An 18,258-nucleotide genomic window follows, 5' to 3' on the forward strand; every position below is an offset into this window, starting at 1 on the left:
GGGCAGGGGGAGAGGAAGAACGGTTTTCTGCTTGTCCCTTCTGTAGTAACTCTTCTAAGAACGGTAGAACATGGCCTAAAGCTGGTGTCCACATCTGCGGTACACCATTGACTATTCGAGGTGCGCCTGCACAGATGGAATAGCGGCTGAGTTGGGGTTGGTTAGCTGGCGTTGGGTAAGGACTTTCTAGCAGGGTAGCAATTTTCGATGATGTGGTAGGAAGAAATAAGGCAGCGAAAATTTCCGAGCCAGTTCGATTTTCTAAGGGGAGCGATCGCCAGTGCCAAGGCTTGGTCATAATGAATGAACAGCTTAAAATTGATTACCCGAAATTACCCGCACTCCCCAGAATAAAGTTAAAGTGGCGATCGCAAACCAATCCCATCTTTTCAGCCGTAATTCGTGCCACTGTACTTTGTGTTCGCTAGGACTGGTAAAACCGCGTACCATCATCGCATTCGCCATTTGATCTGCCCGTAATAGCAGATTTTCTAACAGTCTTTCTGCTACTATCATCCAAACTTTGACTGCGCCTTTCAACCCCAGTTTTTTCCAATTAATTGCCCTTGTCATTACAGAACGAATTAAATTCTGCACTTCTTCCAAAACCAGGGGAATAAACCGCAATGACAAAGTTAAAGTCAGAGTAATTTCCGTTACAGGTATCTTGAATCTGCGTAAGGGCTGCATGATACTTTCGATCGCAGCGGTAATTTGTTCTGGTGCAGTTGTGAGTAAATATAAGTTAGTGCTGTAAATTACGGTAAACAAAATTGTACTTAGACGCACGGCCAAATCTAAAGAACGACGTGTTACTTTGACTGGCCCTTGATGAAATAGGACGTAAGAGTATTTTTTAGTGCTGAGTGCTGTTAGCGGAAGCGGGAGTTGAGCAGCGTGCTGAGTGCTGAGTGAATTTTTACTATTTGCTGGCTGAGTTAAAATTTGTTCATTGGCTGGGAGACGTGGCTGATAATTGACTCCCAAGCCATCGGGGCTGATAGCTGCAATAAATAATACTAAAACTGCTAGTGTTAATAGCCAACCCATTTGCTGCTGCCAAACTCGGCGGGGAATTCTGGCAACTAAGGTAAAAATAATCAGTAGTGCTACTAACAAGACTCGCCATTCGTTAGTAGCAAAGCTGTAGCTAGTTAAAAAACTCATCAACCAAGCAATCTTGACGCGGGGATCGAGTTTATGCAGCCAAGTTTGCGGTTGTTCTAAGTATAAGCCTAGTGGTAGCGATCGCAGTAAATCCATTTTTAAGTGCTGAGTGCTGAGTTATGAGTGCTGAGTATTGGAGTTTCCAAAATACAAGAAGTTATGGTTTCTAACTTCTTGTCTATTCTGCTCTGACATTTAACTTTTAGTACACTTTACCTCTCCATCCTCAGCACTCAGCACTTTTAAACGCGAGTTGCGCGGTTAACGTTACCACTTTCCACATCCCGGACTTTTTTACTCCGCCAGAGTAAACGAATCGGTGTACCCTTAAACCCTAGTTGTTGCCGGAATTGTCTTTCGATATAACGGCGGTAGTTGTCGTTGAAGCGTTTAGCTTCGTTAACAAACAGAGCAATTGTCGGTGGTCGTGTGGTTACTTGTGTACCATAATAAATTTTACCCTGACGACCACCGCGGGAAGTTGGTGGTGAGTGCCATCTGACTGCTTCTTCTAAAACTTCGTTAATCACCGATGTAGTCACACGGCGTTTATGTTCTACCGCCGATTGATTTACCAATTCTAAAATCTTTTCTACCCGCTGTCCTGTTACGGCGCTGACATAGATAGTAGATGCCCAATCGGTAAAATGTAGCCGTTCTTGCAGATTTTTTTCGTATTCGTAGATAGTGTGGGAGTCTTTTTCAACGGCATCCCATTTGTTTACCACCACGATGCAAGCTCGACCATCTTCGATAATCCGCCCTGCTAATTTTTGGTCTTGTTCGGTAACTCCGTCAAGGGCATCGATGACTAATAAAACTACGTCGGCGCGGCGAATCGCTTTGAAGGCGCGGTTAATGCTAAAAAATTCTGGGCCGTATTCCACATGTTTCTTTTTGCGAATACCAGCGGTGTCAATGATGCGGTAATTTTGCCCATCTCGTTCGATAAATGTGTCTATGGCATCCCGCGTCGTGCCAGAGATGGGGCTGACAATGGCTCTTTGTTCACCAACAAAAGCATTCAATAAGCTTGATTTACCCACGTTTGGGCGACCAACGATCGCTACTTTGATTTCGTTGGTTTCTGCTATTTCTCCGACAGGGGGAATGTATTTAATTAACTCGTCGAGTAATTCTCCTGTACCGTTGCCATGAATCGCAGAGATCGGGTATGGTTCTCCTAACCCCAATTCCCAAAACTCGGCTGCTTGAATTATGCCTTGATCTGGCGATTCGCATTTGTTGACAGCCAGCAGTACTGGTACTGGTTGTTGACGCAACCACTCAGCGATTTCTTCATCAGCTGATGTTGGCCCTGTTTGACCATTCACCACAAAAATAGCCGCACTTGCTTCTGTTAGCGCTGTTAGTGCTTGCTGACGAATCAGGGGTAAAAATTCGGTTTCATCGTTAAAGACTAAACCACCTGTATCTACCACCAAATACTCGCGGTCATTCCAGTAAGCAGGCATGTAAGTGCGATCGCGTGTCATACCTGGTTCATCGTGGACAATCGCCGTTTGTTCCCCAGCGAGACGATTAACCAGGGTAGATTTGCCGACATTCGGCCGGCCGATAATTGCAACAATTGGCAGTCCCATAAACCCAGGCGTAGAGAAACAAATACTATATCACATCTCTTTATTTTAGCGACTTTAAGAATTTATTTAGTTTTCTCTACATAAAGAAAATTAGACACGAAATCTGAGTCAGTAGCGCCGCAAAAAAACTAGAAGTCACGCCGAAGGAGGATTGTGCCTTGAAAACTCGTAGGTGGTTGATAAAAGCCAGCAGAGGAGCCTTTCGATGTATGAAATGGTTCATCTTACTAAGCTTCTGCATTTTACTATACGCTAAGTTAATTGAACCAAATTGGATTGAAATCAATTCTTTACAACTGACATTACCCAACCTGGCATCAGAATTTAATGGCTATCGCATTGTACAAATCAGTGATATTCACCGCGATCAATGGATGAATCCCCGGCGGTTAAAGCGGATAGTCCGACTTGTTAACCAACAAAAACCCGATTTAGTCGCAATTACAGGTGATTTAGTCACACGCAATCTACCACAATTAATCCCTACGCTGACAGTTTCTTTAGCTAACTTCACACCCAAAGATAAAACTGTAGCGGTCTTGGGCAATCACGATTACGAGAATGATACTCAAGCAATTATCACAGCACTAAAACAAAGCAATATTATCTACTTAGGCAATGATATTTACACCCTCAAACGAGGTAACGCCATGCTGCATATTGCAGGTGTAGATGATGTGCAGATGGGTAAAAGCTGCCTAGATTTAGTTATGCAGCAATTACCGCAAGAAGGCGCAGCAATACTGTTAGCTCATGAACCAGACTTTGCTACTACTAGTGCTGCTACAGGACGGTTTGACTTACAACTCTCAGGACATTCTCACGGCGGACAGTTACGTTTACCATTTATGAAACCGCCTGTTCTTCCACCTTTGGCTAAAAAGTATTACTTGGGAGAATATCAAGTAGGAAATATGTTTTTGTATACAAATCGTGGTTTAGGAATGACGGGTTTACATTTGCGATTATTTGCTCGTCCTGAGATTACTGTATTTAGTTTGGTTGCGCCGAAAAATTGAAAAATTGAGGAAAAGCAGAGGTAGAAAATGACTGAAGAAGAGATGCAGAAGTTGCATAGTAAAATTGATACTGGAGTTAAAGCCGCTATTGAACGGCATCGTAAACTTGGGCAATCAATTAGCATTATGCAAGATGGAAAAGTTGTCACTTTAACTGCTGATGAGATTCCCGTAATTCAGCATCAACATAATAATGTTAATCAACGTTCATAAGAGCGATCGCATTATCGTAATCTACAGAGGTGAGTTTGTCGCTATTTTAGATGCGACGTGTGATAATTTCTTCATTTAAGTCATTAAACATGTCATCTGACATATCATTCCAGCAACCAGCGAATTGCATAGTTTGTTCTGGTGTACCTTTAGATGCCTCTATTCCAACTCGAAAATAATGAATGAAATTATATAATTCTTCTAGGTTTTCTTCGGGAATAAGATTTATTTCTGTCAAGAGTTTTGTACGTATATTTGATTGTTGCATATAGCAATTCTTTGATTAGTAATAATCTGATAATTTAATTATAGTCAACAGTCAGCAGTATAAATTTTAAATTGAGTAAGTGGGATTTGGTGCGATCGCTTCTGGATGCACAGGCGGCGACAATGGAAGAGATTGGTTTTTTGATGAGATTCTCATAACTCAAAAACAACATATTTGTGTCTTGCAATGCCAGTAGGGTGCGTTAACGCACCCTACAATTCTCTGAATTCTTCTTCAATAAGGCATCAAAGTATCTAATCTACCAAAAACTGCCATATCTTCCGCGTCTAATTCTACTGGTGTCCCACTGCGAATTAATTCTGCAAAGTCCTCATTAGGAACCATAATTGTCAATGTATACAAGCGGCTAGAACCTGTATTTTTAATCAAATGTGTACCCGTTGGAGGTACTAATAAACTATCCCCGGCTTTAATGGGAACTTTTTTGCCATCACAAATCGCAATTCCTTCCCCTTTAAGGACAAAAAATAATTCTAATGCCCATTGATGGCGGTTGGGTGGTGTTTGTCCACCCACATCAAAGATTTCTACGCAACAGGTTAAAGAAGTGTTAGCATTTGCCGAATCAAAGATAATTGCTAACCGATTGGTATCGTGGGGACTGATGCGATATGCTTGATAATCTTTGGGAGATTTGATAACAGGAATTACGCAACTAGTAGTGAACATCTATTGACTCCCTCCTGCTAATTCAGGGTGATTCAAAGCTATGAAAATCGCCTGCGAGTCGGTGACAAAACCAAAGCATTGTTTGACGTTATATAACGTTGCTAACCAACAATAATCGGGTGATGTTGTAGCTGTACAGTCTTTAATTAAAATGCAGTCATATCCTAAAAAATTAGCATCACATAGTGTAGTTAATACACATTGGTCAGCATTCACACCAGCAAAAAATATTGTAGTAATTCCTAAATTACGCAGGATACTATCTAAAGGCGTGTCCCAAAAGCCACTCATGCGGTATTTATCCACACGGATATCTTTTGGTAGCTGTGGTAGTTCATCAACTACGGCTGCTGCCCAACTACCTGCCATCAAAACTTTAGCACCATTTTTAGGTAAGGGATCGCCTAAGCCTACACCATCACCTGTGGGGTTGTAGACATGACGCGAAGCGGCGCTGATGTTGAGTAAGTCGGGACGATTACCCCAATTTACCCAAATTACAGGAACGCCTGCATTACGCAGTTGAGGAAGTAAACCGTTTAACGTTTCAATGGGTTTACGTGCGGGGGTGACATCCACACCAATATGCGCCAACCAGCCATCGGGATGACAAAAGTCGTTTTGCATATCAATAACGAGGATGGCAGCTTTTGCCAAGTCAAGGCGTAGGGTTTTAGTCTCTGTTGATAAAATAACGGCTTGTGGGGCTTTAGGAGGACGAGTAATATCTGCGATCGCATGATCTACCATCCAAGCATTTGGCGCAACTCCCAATGTCCGAAGAGGCTGATTCATAAATGGCAACACCCAACACCTTTTTTTATTTTGTAACTTGAAATTCGGTAGAACATTCAATTACTTAATTAAGGTTTAAATCGTGAACTTTATGAATGAAGACGCAAAAACAAGGCTATTTGAATGATTTCAGCCCCTAATACCGCTTTTGCAACTCAAACACTAAGAAAAAATTACATTTTTTACCTGATTTTTGCGATCGCGCTACTCATCCCGGTACTTATTAGAGTGAATATAAAGATTGATTAAGATAATGGCATACTAAAAAACATGATAAAAATGTTAGCTGAAAACTGGGCTGTGATAGAAGCAAATTTACAGATTAATTGGCTGCTGGTAAATACCTGTTTGCAGTTTGCGGCTTGGGGAATTTTTTCTCTGTTGCTGGCTGAGATACTCAGAGACAGCTACCATGCTTTGTGTCATCAAGTCAGTTGGTTGGCTAAATGGCATAACAAGCATCATATGGCCTATCGCCGAGATTTATCGATAGTTTCTCTCAAGTTTTACCAAGATTCCCAGCTTTACCACGACATTGTAGAGTCGATTCTTTTAGTAATCATCTTGACGATAATTGCTTTATTGATCCACCAATGGGGATTATGGTTAGGGGTAGCTTATGCTTGCACCTTCTTGTATGGTGCATCATTGCGGTATTTCCAAGGGAAAATTGATACTGACTACAACCACTTACCCGGCCCTTTAGAAATAATTCCTTCCATTTGGTGGGTGAATCGTAGTTACCATTGGCGACATCATTTTGATGATGTCAACGCCTACTACAGTGGGGTTTTTCCGCTTGTGGATAAAATTCTTGGTACAGGACTTTCTCTCAAAGGTAAAACCATTGGAATCACCGGTGCATCTGGGACTTTGGGACAAGCATTAACAGCAGAACTTCTCAAACGCCATGCTAAGGTTTTCGCCTTAACTACAAATCCTGAGAAACTAGTAACCCAACCAGGGGTAATGGTGCTTCCTTGGCAGTTGGGCAACGAGGCAGAACTGCGGGATACTCTAACAAAAGTAGATATTTTGATTATCAATCATGGTGTGAATGTCTACGGCGATCGCACACCCCACGCCATCAATTCCTCCTATGAGGTTAATACCTTTTCGGCATTACGTTTGATGGATGTATTTTTAACAACAGTGACAGGCCCCCAGGATAAAGCCACTAAAGAAATCTGGGTAAATACTTCTGAGGCTGAGGTATCACCAGCCCTCAGTCCGCTGTATGAACTGAGTAAACGCACATTGGGAAATATCGTTACTCTCAAACGCTTGGAAGGCCATTGCATTATTCGCAAGTTAATCCTCGGCCCGTTTAAAAGTCAACTTAATCCTTATGGTGTGATGTCAGCACCACAAGTAGCTCGTGTTATTCTATTTTTGGCAGTAAGGGATTTCCGCAATATTGTTGTGACAATTAATCCTCTAACTTACTTGCTGTTTCCCATTAAGGAAGCTAGTACATGGCTGTACTACCGAGTTTTTAGCAAGACAAATTAAACAGAATTGGCGCGATCGCCATTTTATTATGATGCTGGAGGGCGATCGCATCTACAATTCGTAATTCTTAAATTTGATTTGTTCAAGCAGATAAAATTAAATAAAGAAAGGCAACAAGCCAAACGGGGATAATCATGAGCCAAGCTATTGAAGGAATACGCTGGACAATACACGATGTCGAGGTTCTACCCGAAAACGAGTGGACACGTTACGAAATTATTAATGGAGAACTGTTTGTAACTCGCACTCCCCACCGTCGCCATCAACAAGTTTGTGGTAAGATGTTCAGCCAGCTTGATACTTGGTCAGAATTTAGTGGTTTAGGGGAAACAATTATAACTCCGGGGCTAATTTTTTCCGAAGCAGATAGTGTTATACCCGATGTAGTTTGGGTAAGTCGAGAAAGATTAGCTCAAATTGAAGACAAAGCCGGACATTTAACAGGCGCACCAGAGTTAGTAATTGAGGTATTATCTCCAGGTATCCAAAACGAGCGTCGAGATAAGGAAGCAAAACTTAAACTTTATTCAATTCATGGCGTGCGTGAGTATTGGATTGTTGATCGCTTTACTAAACAAGTGGAAGTTTATCGGCGGGAAAATGCTCAATTAATTTTAGTTGCAACTTTGATAGGGGATGATGAAATAACATCGCCACTTTTACCTGAATTTTGTTGTTCTATTCGGTGCTTTTTTCCTGAATAATGGAATAATATTCAACTAATTGGTAGTGTAAACCAAAATGTTGCACCTTTAGCCAATCCACTTTGTACGCCGATTTCGCCACCATGAGCTTGGATGATTTGCTTGCACAAATATAAACCCAACCCTAAACCTAAAGAATAAGGGTTATTCTTACCTCGGAAATATAAATCAAACAGTCGTTGGCTTTGTTCTGGACTAATGCCAGCACCGTCATCACTGACGGTACAATAAATTTTCTCACCTTCAAGTATGGCGTTAATTGTCACTTGCAATCCTGGCGGATTATGTTTGATAGCATTGCCAATTAAGTTAGAAAATACGCGCCATAGCTGTGTTGGGTCGGCATTGATTAATAGTAAATCTGTAGTTACTAAATTGATGAGAGTTGTTTGGTTTTTTCTCAGCATCGGTTCTAAATCTGCGATCGCATCTGCCACAATCGGATCTAACTGCACGGGTTGACGTTGCAAAACTAACCCTTGTACTTCATTGACATGGGCTTCCATCAAAGAATTAATCAAATTCAATTGGCGATCGCTACTTTGCACCATACGTTCTAAAATTGAGCGCGGTACAGGTGTTAAATTACTTCCCACTTCCCCATTCTCCAACAAATTCTTCAGCACCATTAAGCTTCCCAACACTGGGTTACGTAAGTCGTGAGAAACTGCATGGAAAAAGACTCGCAGGGCTGCTTCTGTGCGCTGGCGATCGCGCAGTGCGGCTTGCAGTTCGCTAATATCCAAAATCACACCTACCAACCCACCCAAGGAACCATCTACCTTAGAAAAAGTTGCTTTGTAAAATATGACATCATGTTTGCTTTGATCGGCAAAGACCAAAAAACTTTCATAAGTTTGCACTTGTTGCTGCTCAAACAGCGTCATATCTGCGTGATAGTATTGGTCGGCGAGTTCTTTAGGTGCAAGTTCATAATCAGACTTGCCTAAAATCTGTTCTTTACTCAAACCTAGAACTGCTTCAAAAGCCGTGTTACAGCCAAGATACAAACCTTGGGTATTCTTATAAAAAACCGGAGTAGGAATTGTATTAATTAAAACTTGCAAGAAATCTAATTGTTCTTGTAGTGCTTCCTCGGCTTGTTTGCGTTGGGTAATATCTTCTATTAACCCTTCATAGTAAAGCAATTTTCCCTCTGGGTTACGAACTGCGTAGGCTTTTTCCGAAATCCAAACAATACTGCCATCTTGGCGATAAATTTGCGATTCAAATTCTGAGACAATCCCATACTTTTCAATTAAACGTACAAACTCAGCGCGGCGGTTTGGATCGACGTATAACTGATTTTCAATATCTGTAAAGTTTGCTGTCACTTCTTCTGGAAATGAATAGCCATAAATCTTCGCTAGTGCGGGATTTGCCGTGATGTAGCGACCATCAGGACTACTTTGAAAAACACCTTCAATAGCGTTTTCAAAAATACTGCGATATTTAGCTTCTGCTATTACTAGTTTTTGATTAGCCAACTCTAGTTCTTTACGTGCATGAAACTCAGAACGTTGCAGGCGATCGTATAAGTAAACTCCCAGATCACATATAATACAGAACCAAAATATATATAAAATAAACGTTACATCATATATTTCTGGATGCTCTGGCAATAGTGTTTTTAATCCTAAGGCCGTGTTTACAACAAAATAATAAGCTAAGATACTTACCTGGGATACTAAGTGCAAAGGCCAGCGGACTGGCATAAATATGGCTTGACTAAGAAACAGTAGCGACCAACCAATAGTGTCAGGTAAGGCAAAACCTTTAATAGTGGCAAAAAACTGTGATGCAAAGCTAACTGACCAAGATGTTCCTAAAAATAATCTTCCTGGGTGACGATGACCGAAGCGAGTCTTATGTAAAGTAAAACAAACTAGTAAACTCAGCAGCATCGAAAAATTGATCGCTAGTCCCTGAATTCTGAATGTTTTTGGTAGCTGTGCCAATTCCTTTAAGGAAAAAAATAAGTCATAAATATCTCGTATAGTAAAAGTCAATAAACAGATAAATGCCAGCCATAACCACAGGCGCAGCCTTTGCCACAAAAAGTGAGTGCGCCAGGATTGATATTCAGCAGTGATTACATCTATTTTTGGTTGAGAAAAAACTTGTTTCCACCAGGTTCCGAATTGTTGCAATAAGGTAGCCATTAGTGTTTTGCCAACTTTTACCATACGATCGCAGGTGTTTTTTTATTTTCCAGCTGCAATCACACCCTTTTAATTATTATGGTGACTTATGGCTAAGTTTTGACGACTAATCGGCTACAGACAATGTGAACCAAAAGGTTAATCCCCGTTTGTGGTTACTAATTACACCAATTTCACCACCGTGTGCTTGAATAATTTGGCGACAGAGATACATTTTTAGTCCGAGGATTGTGGAACAAGGCGCTTGCGGATCGCGCACATATAAATCAAAAAGGCGATCGCAATCTAATTTGCTCATAGCTACACCGTTATGTTCAATTTGAATCTGCATTATTCTCTCGACAACGGTGGCTGTCAGAGACAAGTTTAATCCTGGTGGATTTTGTTGCAAGCTATAAATCAACAAAGTCAGCAACACGATTTGTAACTGCATGGGATCTGTCATCACTAATGGCAAATCTTCGCTAATCAAGTTCTCAAGTGTTGCTTGATTATCTCGCAGCAGTGGTTGTAACTCAGGAATAATCCTCTCTATAAGTGTGTTTAAATTTACTGGCTGAGGATGTAAGATAACACCTTGCTCTATGCAACAATGAATATCCAGCAAAGAGTTAATCATTGCCAATTGGCGATCGTTGCCTTGAATCATCCGCTCGATAACAGACTCAGGTACGGAGATTGGGGAAGAGGCACGGGGGCAAAGAGCAGGGGGCAAAGGGGAAATCTTCTCTCCTGCTCCCTGCTCCCTTGCCTCTACTGCCTGATTCTGGAGTAAATTCTTGAGTACCATCAAATTACCCATGACTGTAGTTCGCAGATCATGGGCAACTGTATGCAATACCACGTCTTTTACTTGTTGCAGTTTTTCTAATTCCTGCATTTTTTGCTGCAATTGGCCAGTACGTTCTTCTACTTGGCGTTCTAAATTAGTGTTGAGTTGTGCAAGTTCTTGGTAGAGTTGTGCTTGCTGAATTGCGATCGCCAACTGCTCGGATAATCGCTGGAGTAAATCTATTTCTATTGGCTGCCAATAACGAGAACCAGAACATTGATTGGCAATCAAAGCCCCAAATAATTCTTCGCCTAACATAATTGGCACAGCCAAAGTCGCCCTTGTCTGAAATTTTTGATAATGTGCTTGTAATTTAGGCGATACTATGATTTGAGTGACATCTTCAACTACACGCACGCGATGAGTTGAAAAGATAGTTTTTAGTTCTTGAATATAACTTTTATCATCGGTTGTCCAACCTAATACCGATGGATATTTAGGATCTACTGATTCAGCAACAGTTTTCGCTCTTAATTCATTATCATTCAAACCAATAAAAACTCTATCAGTTTGCAAAAATTGCCGAACTTCTGTCACAGTAGTTTGCAGAATTTGTTCTAAATTTAGTGAAGACCGAATTCTTACTAGAGTTTCTGTCAATAAGCGATCGCGCTGTGCAGCCAAACGCATTTGGGCTTCTGCTTGCTTGCGGGCGGTAATATCGTGATTGATGGCTAAGATACATGGTACGCCATCTAAATCAATCACATCGGCAGAAAGCAGCGTTGTTAGTAACTCGCCAGACTTACGGCGAAAAGCAAATTCTAAGTTGCGAATTGCCCCCTTGGTTTGTAAATCTTGCAATAATTGAGTGCGATCGCCTTCGTTTACCCATATTTTTAATTCAAAAGCAGTCTGTCCAATTACTTCATCTTGCTCATAGCCGGATAGCTTCATAAAACTATCGTTAACTTCGATGAAGCGTCCTTCTTTGAGGGTACTAATGGAAATCGGATCAGGACTGCAACTAAAAGCTTTAGAAAACTTTTGAGCCAGATTCCGCAGGGAAGTTTCTGCTTGTTTGCGCTCTGTGATATCCCTAACAATAGCTAATACTTCATCAGAGCCGCTGACTACTAACCGCGCTTCGTAATCTCGAATTCCTATAGGTGTTGGTAGTTGATATTCGCAAGTTTGCAAAGTTCCAACATCCAAAGTTTTTGCAATGGTTTCTTGTCCAATCGAGGCTATATCACTTGGTAATAAATCTCGCATATTTTTACCAACTATCTCTTCCTTGGTAAAAGTGAGATTTATCTCGTCACCTTTCAAATCAAGATATTCACCATCACGGCTCATCCGAAACATCAAATCAGGAATAGCATCCAAAATTGCTTGATACCTCGCTTCACTGGCTCGTAACTTTGCCTCTGTTTGTTTTCTATTGGTAATATCTATAACTAAGCCATTACACAGAATATCGCCATTTGTCTGTGGTTCTAGTTGGCAAGCTCCTTGAATCCACTTGAGTTTACCACTGGGGGTAATGATGCGACCTTCCCAACACCAAGGCTTAAAAGTGGCAAAAGCAACAGCCAGAGATTTGGTAAATTTGCTTCTATCCTGGGGGTGTATCAGTTGGTACAACATTTGCCAGTCCGCTTGGATTACTTCTGGCTCTAGTTCAGACAACCCTTGACAACCAGAACTTATATACAAAACAACCTGCGAACCATCTGGTTGTTGGCGGAATTGAAAAATCATCCCTGGTAAATTGGCTGCAATTTTTTCCACCAGAGCGATCGCCTCTGACGGAAATTCTAGTTTACGTAGTAACTTTAAGGCTTCATCCACTCTTTCACCCTTCGATACACAAGCAACTGGCATGGTTTTCCAGGAGATGGTAACTATTGCGACAATTTTGCTTCTGTGAACATGAGCGCCAACACAAGTAAAACATAGTCTTATTTCAGGTTAATTCCTGACGGGGCGATCGCATTCACCCAATCGGGTGAACCAGTTGCGCTACATATGAATCAGCTAGAACAGTTCAATCAATGCCGTTTGTTGCTGTTTGCGATCGCTTAGTACTATTTTGCATAAGTTTATAACTTTTTTAAACGCGGCGGTGAGTGTGTAGAAACCCAAGCCAATTTGCTTAGGCGATAAGTTTTTTTAATAATAATACAATACTTGTCATCCTTGACTCTCCAGCTAAATGGAGAGTTTAGGATAAAATCAACAACTATGTCTAATACCAATTCACGAAAATCTTGATACAAATTAATGGTTTTTAATTCTTTCCCCCTGCTCCCTGCTCCCTGCCCCCCTGCGACCTACTTGTATCAAACTTAAAGTGAAACGGTATAACTGAGGGTTATTTTAAGGATGTTAGTTCAGGAAAAATCAAAACAAATTGGTGTAGTTGCCAAAGAAAGCGGCGTGCCAATTAAAACTATTCGTTACTATGAAGAACTTGGTCTACTCAAATCATCTGGAAGAACGGAAGGGGGATTTAGATTATTTAACTCTGATGTTTTGGCGCGACTACACTTTATTAAACGCGCTCAAAGCTTAGGATTAAGTTTGTTAGAAATTAAAGAATTTTTAAATGTTCATGATGGTGGAGAATTACCTTGTGAACATATAAAAATTAAGCTAGAAGATAAGGTAGATGCAATTGATGAACAAATTCGACAATTACTGATTTTGAGACAAGAATTATCAGGGTTGCTTTCTGGTTGGAAAATCAAGCCTGATAATCATCATTCAACAATTTGTCCAATTATTGAACATGAATAAATAGGTTTGAGAATGTAGAGAGATAGTAATTAAAAGTCTATATTACCGATAAATAACTTAACCTGCTCTTTGTCCCACAACTTTTGGATGAGCAACCTTTAATTTCATCTGTTCAGCACGCGCAGATAAAAAAGGCTGACCTAAACCTATATCCGAAAAAGGACTATCTCCAGGGACTTCTAATTGTGAACTAATCAAACCCAACAGTGCTTCACATTCAGCAGAAAATTTTAGTAACTCGACACCCCGAACACTGAATGTTGAGCCAGTAAATCGCTGTCGCCAAGCTAAATTTTGCTGACTGTAGTTAAGAGTACACAACTTGCGATCGCCCTGACGCACCGTAATCAGTTTATCTTGTTCCCAGGTAAAATCTGCTAACTCCTTCGGTAGTCCCCAAATTTCTCGACCACCAGCCATTGAATCAGTATTATCTACATAAATGTGCGAAACCCAAGCACCAATTTTATTTTGATAACTAACCATAGCCGGAGCAACAATTAACTCACTGTATTCCAACACTGAGCCTTGACCGTAATAGGATAAATACACACCTCCGATAGTTTTACCTGGCCATACAGAGAAAATTTGGAATTCTAGCGGAATCAGAGAGCGTATTTGATTAATATTTACCAAATGTAGAGAGGCGATCGCTTTCCCTCGAAGTGTCCAAGGTGTTGCTGGATATGACATATAGCAATTTTAAATTTGGGATTGAGAATTGTTGATTGAATTCCTAATTACTTGTTACCAAATTCCCGCATAAAAAAAATCCCCACCCAGGCGATCGCCTGGGTGGGAAATATTTAGTAGTAGGGAATTTCTCACTTTCCCTACTACATTGGAGGATTGGAGGAATTATTTGCTTTCGGTGAAATCAGCATCAATCACATCATCACCGCTACCACCAGGAGGAGTAGAACCGCCATCTTGAGGTTCAGCACCAGGCGCAGCACCACCAGCTTGTTGATAGATGTTGCTACCAACGGCGAATAGCGCTTGTTGCAATTCTGGCATTAGCTTGGTGATTTGCTCGTCGTCTTCCTTCGCAACAGCTTCCCGCAAATCTTTTACCAAACCTTCAACTTTGGTTTTGTCAGCAGCCGGAACTTTATCACCCAATTCTTGCAGCTGCTTCTCAGCTTGATATGCTAAAGAGTCAGCCTGGTTCTTGCGCTCAATCTTCTCACGACGCTCTTTATCAGAAGAGGCGTTTTGTTCGGCTTCACGCACCATCCGATCAACATCAGATTTATCTAAGGTAGAAGCACCAGTAATGCTGATGGACTGTTCCTTACCAGTACCTTTATCCTTAGCGGTAACGTTGAGAATACCGTTAGCGTCGATGTCAAAGGTTACTTCAATTTGAGGTACGCCACGGGGTGCGGGAGGAATACCATCGAGGCGGAAGGTTCCCAAACTCTTGTTGTCATTAGAAAATTCTCGTTCACCTTGGAGGACGTGAATTTCTACGTTGGTTTGACCATCCACAGCGGTGGAGAATACTTCTGATTTTTTGGTAGGAATTGTGGTGTTACGAGGAATAATCTTAGTCATCACACCACCCAAGGTTTCAACACCCAAGGACAATGGTGTTACGTCTAACAACAAGATACCTGTAACATCACCAGCCAACACACCTGCTTGAATAGCTGCACCAACTGCTACAACTTCATCAGGGTTAACGCTTTGGTTAGGATCTCTACCCAACAACCGCTTCACCAATTCGTGGACTGCGGGAATACGGGTGGAACCACCAACTAGTACTACTTCATCGATATCGTTTTTGCTTAACTTGGCATCGCGTAGCGCGTTCTCAACAGGAATCCGAGAACGGTCGATTAAGTCAGAGCAAAGTTCTTCAAACTTGGCGCGAGTCAGGGTCATATCCAGGTGCTTTGGCCCGTCCTGGGTAGCCGTGATAAATGGCAGGTTGATTTCCGCTTGAGTAACGCTGGAAAGCTCAATTTTGGCTTTTTCTGCGGCTTCTGTTAGACGTTGCAGTGCTTGTCTGTCTTTGCGGAGGTCAATACCTTCGTCTTTGCGGAACTGTTCTGCTAAGAAATCAACGATTTTTTTATCGAAGTCGTCACCGCCGAGGTGGGTATCACCAGAGGTAGCCAACACTTCAAATACACCGTCGCCTACTTCTAGTACTGATACGTCGAATGTACCACCACCTAAGTCAAATACCAGGATAGTTTCGTTGCTCTTTTTATCGAAACCATAAGCCAGAGAAGCGGCGGTAGGTTCGTTGATAATCCGCAGTACTTCAATCCCGGCGATTTTACCAGCGTCTTTGGTGGCTTGGCGTTGAGAGTCGTTAAAGTACGCGGGAACGGTGATGACAGCTTGGGTGACAGTTTCACCCAGATATTTACTAGCGTCTTCAACTAGTTTGCGGAGAACTTTTGCCGAAATTTCTTCTGGTGCAAATTGTTTGCCAGAGGAGTCTAGCTTGACGTTACCGCCACCGCTCAACACTTTATAAGAAACTTCTGTAGCTTCGTTAGTCACTTCATCAAAGCGGCGACCAATAAAGCGCTTAACTGAATAAAAGGTATTTTCCGGGTTCATCACCGCTTGGCGCTTGGCAATTTGTCCTACCAAAGTGTCGCCATTTTTGGCAAACGCTACAACAGATGGTGTTGTCCGAAAGCCTTCTGCGTTAGCAATAACCGTGGGTTTACCACCTTCCATAACTGCGACGCAGGAGTTAGTTGTACCTAAGTCAATTCCAACTACTTTTGCCATTTTAGGTGCTGGCTCCGTATAACTACAAATGAATGAATGGGATTATAAAGGACTAAATCTTGAACCAACTGGTTTATGAAAGCAGTCACTTCAGCATCAATTACCTTTAGCTCGGTCTTGCTGGGGTTATAGCCCCAAGTTATGCTGATATATATACTGAGCTTGTATAGCCAGTCCATGAAGGGTGGTTTCCCGAACCTTGGATGGGACGGTTAATTTTAAAAGATTTGTTTAGTTGGTTCATGGATTAATTTGCTTTCACTTTGTCTAATTTATGAGAATTAATACATCGAGTAATTAGGGTGAACCGTAATGATAATGTGGTGTTTGCCGTCTTTAAACAACATTAACTCTAGATGTACAGAGAATAAATCGGCTAAAAAAGGAGCTATTGCTTGATTAATTCAGTTAAAACGCGGATATTAGTCTACAGCGGTTTTTGTAATATTTATGTATTAATACTGTAATTAAGAAATGCCAGTTTTATTAGGCTCAATTTTTATGCGTCGTGCCTCTGGATGTTTATTTGGGTTAGCCTTTGGCGATGCCTTGGGTGCTGCTACAGAATTTTTAAATGTTAAAGAAATTTGCGATCGCTTTGGGCCAAACGGGCCGCAAGAAATTGTTGGCAATCCTGCACGAGTAACTGATGATACTCAGATGACGTTAGCAGTAGGGCAGGCGTTGATCGAAGCTACTGCGACAAACTTAACTGTAGCTAGTTTAGAACCTGCCCTCAGACGTACTTTTGTTGAGTGGTTACACAGTCCAGACAATAATCGCGCCCCTGGAATGACTTGCTTGCAAGCTTGTGAATATCTGGAAGCAGGTTTGCCTTGGCTGCAAGCAACTAGGCCAAACTCTAAAGGGTGTGGTGCAAATATGCGTGTTGTACCCGTAGGTTTATTGCCAATAGATGATACAGTTCGTGCGGCAGTTGCTCAATTCCAAGCAGCACTAACTCACGGTCATCCTACAGCCCTCGCCGCCTCAGATTTAACCGCAGCAGCAATTACTTATCTTGTCAAGGGCGGCGAACCACAAAAATTGCCTGCTCAACTCCGCAATTATGCTTTAAGTCAGCGCCTAGTTTATCATGCCGATTGGCTGGATTCTTTGTGGCAGCGTCCAGGTATTGATACACCAGAAAAATTTATTAGTCATGGCTGGGATCAATGTTTGGCGGTGCTTAACCGTCTTGATGCTGCATTAGTTAACCCCAACCGCGATGTAGATCCCTGCTTGGCAATAGGTGAAGGTTGGGTTGCTGAAGAAGCTTTAGCAACAGGTCTATTGTGCTTTTTGTTATTTCCAGAAGAACCATTAGCCGCATTGCGTCGCGCTGCACTCACAGCAGGCGATTCCGACTCTATTGCTTGTTTGGCAGGTGCTTTTGCTGGGGCATATTTGGGGATGGCTGTATGGCCAGAAGATTGGGTAATTCGGATTGAATACAGCCAACAACTAGCGGCATTAGGTAAACTTTGGGATTGAGTAATGAGATTGAAAGTATGTTTGGATTAAGTGAGTTGAAGCAGACAAAAGTTTATCAAGAAGCTAAACAAGAAGGTGCGCGTCAAGAAAAATTGAGAATGATACCTGTGTTGTTGAAATTAGGATTGAGTGTGGTAGAAACAGCGAAGGAATAAGGTTTAAGTGTCGAGGAAGTTCAGCAAGAATTAGAAAAATAATTATCAATATGACTTACACACTGTACAAATTAATCATGGTCTGTCTAAGCCAAGATTTGGGGGATTTTCCCCCAAGCCCCCGATTGGGGGACGCAACCGTCCCCC

At 41.6% G+C, this 18,258-nt stretch carries 16 protein-coding genes and 1 pseudogene; 7 read left to right on the forward strand and 10 right to left on the reverse strand.

Annotation, left to right across the window (positions count from 1 at the left end):
• The 3 genes and pseudogenes from IQ259_RS24055 to der form a co-directional block, all read right to left on the reverse strand.
• Positions 1 to 298: pseudogene (locus IQ259_RS24055) on the reverse strand (aminodeoxychorismate synthase component I); the annotation flags it as partial.
• Positions 299 to 312: 14 nt separating this feature from the next.
• Positions 313 to 1,263 (reverse strand): energy-coupling factor transporter transmembrane protein EcfT, encoded by a 951-nt coding sequence (locus tag IQ259_RS24060; RefSeq protein ID WP_193888536.1) that lies wholly within the window; start codon positions 1,261 to 1,263, stop codon positions 313 to 315.
• A gap of 146 nt (positions 1,264 to 1,409) precedes the next feature.
• Entirely contained in the window at positions 1,410 to 2,771 is a 1,362-nt protein-coding gene (der, locus tag IQ259_RS24065; RefSeq protein ID WP_193888537.1) for a ribosome biogenesis GTPase Der, read from the reverse strand.
• A gap of 209 nt (positions 2,772 to 2,980) precedes the next feature.
• On the opposite strand from der, the gene IQ259_RS24070 reads away from it, so the two are divergent.
• The gene (locus IQ259_RS24070) at positions 2,981 to 3,790 is read left to right on the forward strand and encodes a metallophosphoesterase (RefSeq protein WP_193888538.1); all 810 of its coding nucleotides are present in this window, start codon (positions 2,981 to 2,983) and stop codon (positions 3,788 to 3,790) included.
• A gap of 27 nt (positions 3,791 to 3,817) precedes the next feature.
• Positions 3,818 to 4,003, forward strand: a complete 186-nt coding sequence (locus tag IQ259_RS24075; RefSeq protein ID WP_193888539.1) for a hypothetical protein — start codon at positions 3,818 to 3,820, stop codon at positions 4,001 to 4,003.
• A 46-nt stretch (positions 4,004 to 4,049) separates the two neighbouring features.
• Here the strand turns inward: IQ259_RS24075 and IQ259_RS24080 are convergent, their stop codons facing one another.
• The 3 genes from IQ259_RS24080 to IQ259_RS24090 form a co-directional block, all read right to left on the reverse strand.
• Complete coding sequence (locus IQ259_RS24080; RefSeq protein WP_193888540.1) at positions 4,050 to 4,271, reverse strand: hypothetical protein; 222 nt, start codon at positions 4,269 to 4,271, stop codon at positions 4,050 to 4,052.
• A 234-nt stretch (positions 4,272 to 4,505) separates the two neighbouring features.
• Positions 4,506 to 4,961 carry a cupin domain-containing protein gene (locus IQ259_RS24085; RefSeq protein ID WP_193888541.1) on the reverse strand — a complete coding sequence of 152 codons (456 nt, stop codon included), beginning with the start codon at positions 4,959 to 4,961 and terminating at the stop codon, positions 4,506 to 4,508.
• On the reverse strand, positions 4,962 to 5,756 hold the full coding sequence (locus IQ259_RS24090; RefSeq protein WP_193888542.1) for a cysteine hydrolase family protein: 795 nt from the start codon (positions 5,754 to 5,756) through the stop codon (positions 4,962 to 4,964).
• Between the two features lie 270 nt (positions 5,757 to 6,026).
• Between IQ259_RS24090 and IQ259_RS24095 the strand changes: the two genes are divergently transcribed.
• Positions 6,027 to 7,268 (forward strand): bifunctional sterol desaturase/short chain dehydrogenase, encoded by a 1,242-nt coding sequence (locus IQ259_RS24095; RefSeq protein ID WP_193888543.1) that lies wholly within the window; start codon positions 6,027 to 6,029, stop codon positions 7,266 to 7,268.
• Positions 7,269 to 7,402: 134 nt separating this feature from the next.
• Positions 7,403 to 7,972 carry a Uma2 family endonuclease gene (locus IQ259_RS24100; protein ID WP_193888544.1) on the forward strand — a complete coding sequence of 190 codons (570 nt, stop codon included), beginning with the start codon at positions 7,403 to 7,405 and terminating at the stop codon, positions 7,970 to 7,972.
• Between the two features lie 11 nt (positions 7,973 to 7,983).
• Here IQ259_RS24100 and IQ259_RS24105 read toward each other — a convergent pair whose 3' ends face one another.
• Together IQ259_RS24105 and IQ259_RS24110 are read right to left on the reverse strand one after the other, a co-directional pair.
• Entirely contained in the window at positions 7,984 to 10,134 is a 2,151-nt protein-coding gene (locus tag IQ259_RS24105; RefSeq protein WP_228014749.1) for a PAS domain S-box protein, read from the reverse strand.
• 106 nt (positions 10,135 to 10,240) lie between these two features.
• On the reverse strand, positions 10,241 to 12,793 hold the full coding sequence (locus IQ259_RS24110) for a PAS domain S-box protein (protein ID WP_193888546.1): 2,553 nt from the start codon (positions 12,791 to 12,793) through the stop codon (positions 10,241 to 10,243).
• A 501-nt stretch (positions 12,794 to 13,294) separates the two neighbouring features.
• Here IQ259_RS24110 and IQ259_RS24115 point away from each other — a divergent pair.
• Positions 13,295 to 13,708 (forward strand): heavy metal-responsive transcriptional regulator, encoded by a 414-nt coding sequence (locus tag IQ259_RS24115; RefSeq protein ID WP_193888547.1) that lies wholly within the window; start codon positions 13,295 to 13,297, stop codon positions 13,706 to 13,708.
• A gap of 57 nt (positions 13,709 to 13,765) precedes the next feature.
• On the opposite strand, the gene IQ259_RS24120 is transcribed toward IQ259_RS24115, so the two are convergent.
• Together IQ259_RS24120 and dnaK are read right to left on the reverse strand one after the other, a co-directional pair.
• Complete coding sequence (locus IQ259_RS24120) at positions 13,766 to 14,401, reverse strand: acetoacetate decarboxylase family protein (RefSeq protein WP_193888548.1); 636 nt, start codon at positions 14,399 to 14,401, stop codon at positions 13,766 to 13,768.
• A gap of 165 nt (positions 14,402 to 14,566) precedes the next feature.
• On the reverse strand, positions 14,567 to 16,462 hold the full coding sequence (dnaK, locus tag IQ259_RS24125) for a molecular chaperone DnaK (protein ID WP_193888549.1): 1,896 nt from the start codon (positions 16,460 to 16,462) through the stop codon (positions 14,567 to 14,569).
• 474 nt (positions 16,463 to 16,936) lie between these two features.
• Between dnaK and IQ259_RS24130 the strand changes: the two genes are divergently transcribed.
• Both IQ259_RS24130 and IQ259_RS24135 read left to right on the forward strand, forming a co-directional pair.
• A complete protein-coding gene (locus IQ259_RS24130; RefSeq protein WP_228014750.1) occupies positions 16,937 to 17,956 on the forward strand; it encodes an ADP-ribosylglycohydrolase family protein in 1,020 nt (339 codons plus the stop codon).
• A 17-nt stretch (positions 17,957 to 17,973) separates the two neighbouring features.
• Positions 17,974 to 18,111: a hypothetical protein gene (locus tag IQ259_RS24135; RefSeq protein ID WP_193888550.1), complete on the forward strand. Its 138-nt coding sequence runs from the start codon at positions 17,974 to 17,976 to the stop codon at positions 18,109 to 18,111.
• Positions 18,112 to 18,258 lie beyond the last annotated feature (147 nt).

This window comes from Fortiea sp. LEGE XX443 (assembly GCF_015206815.1).
Lineage (GTDB): Bacteria > Cyanobacteriota > Cyanobacteriia > Cyanobacteriales > Nostocaceae > Nostoc_B.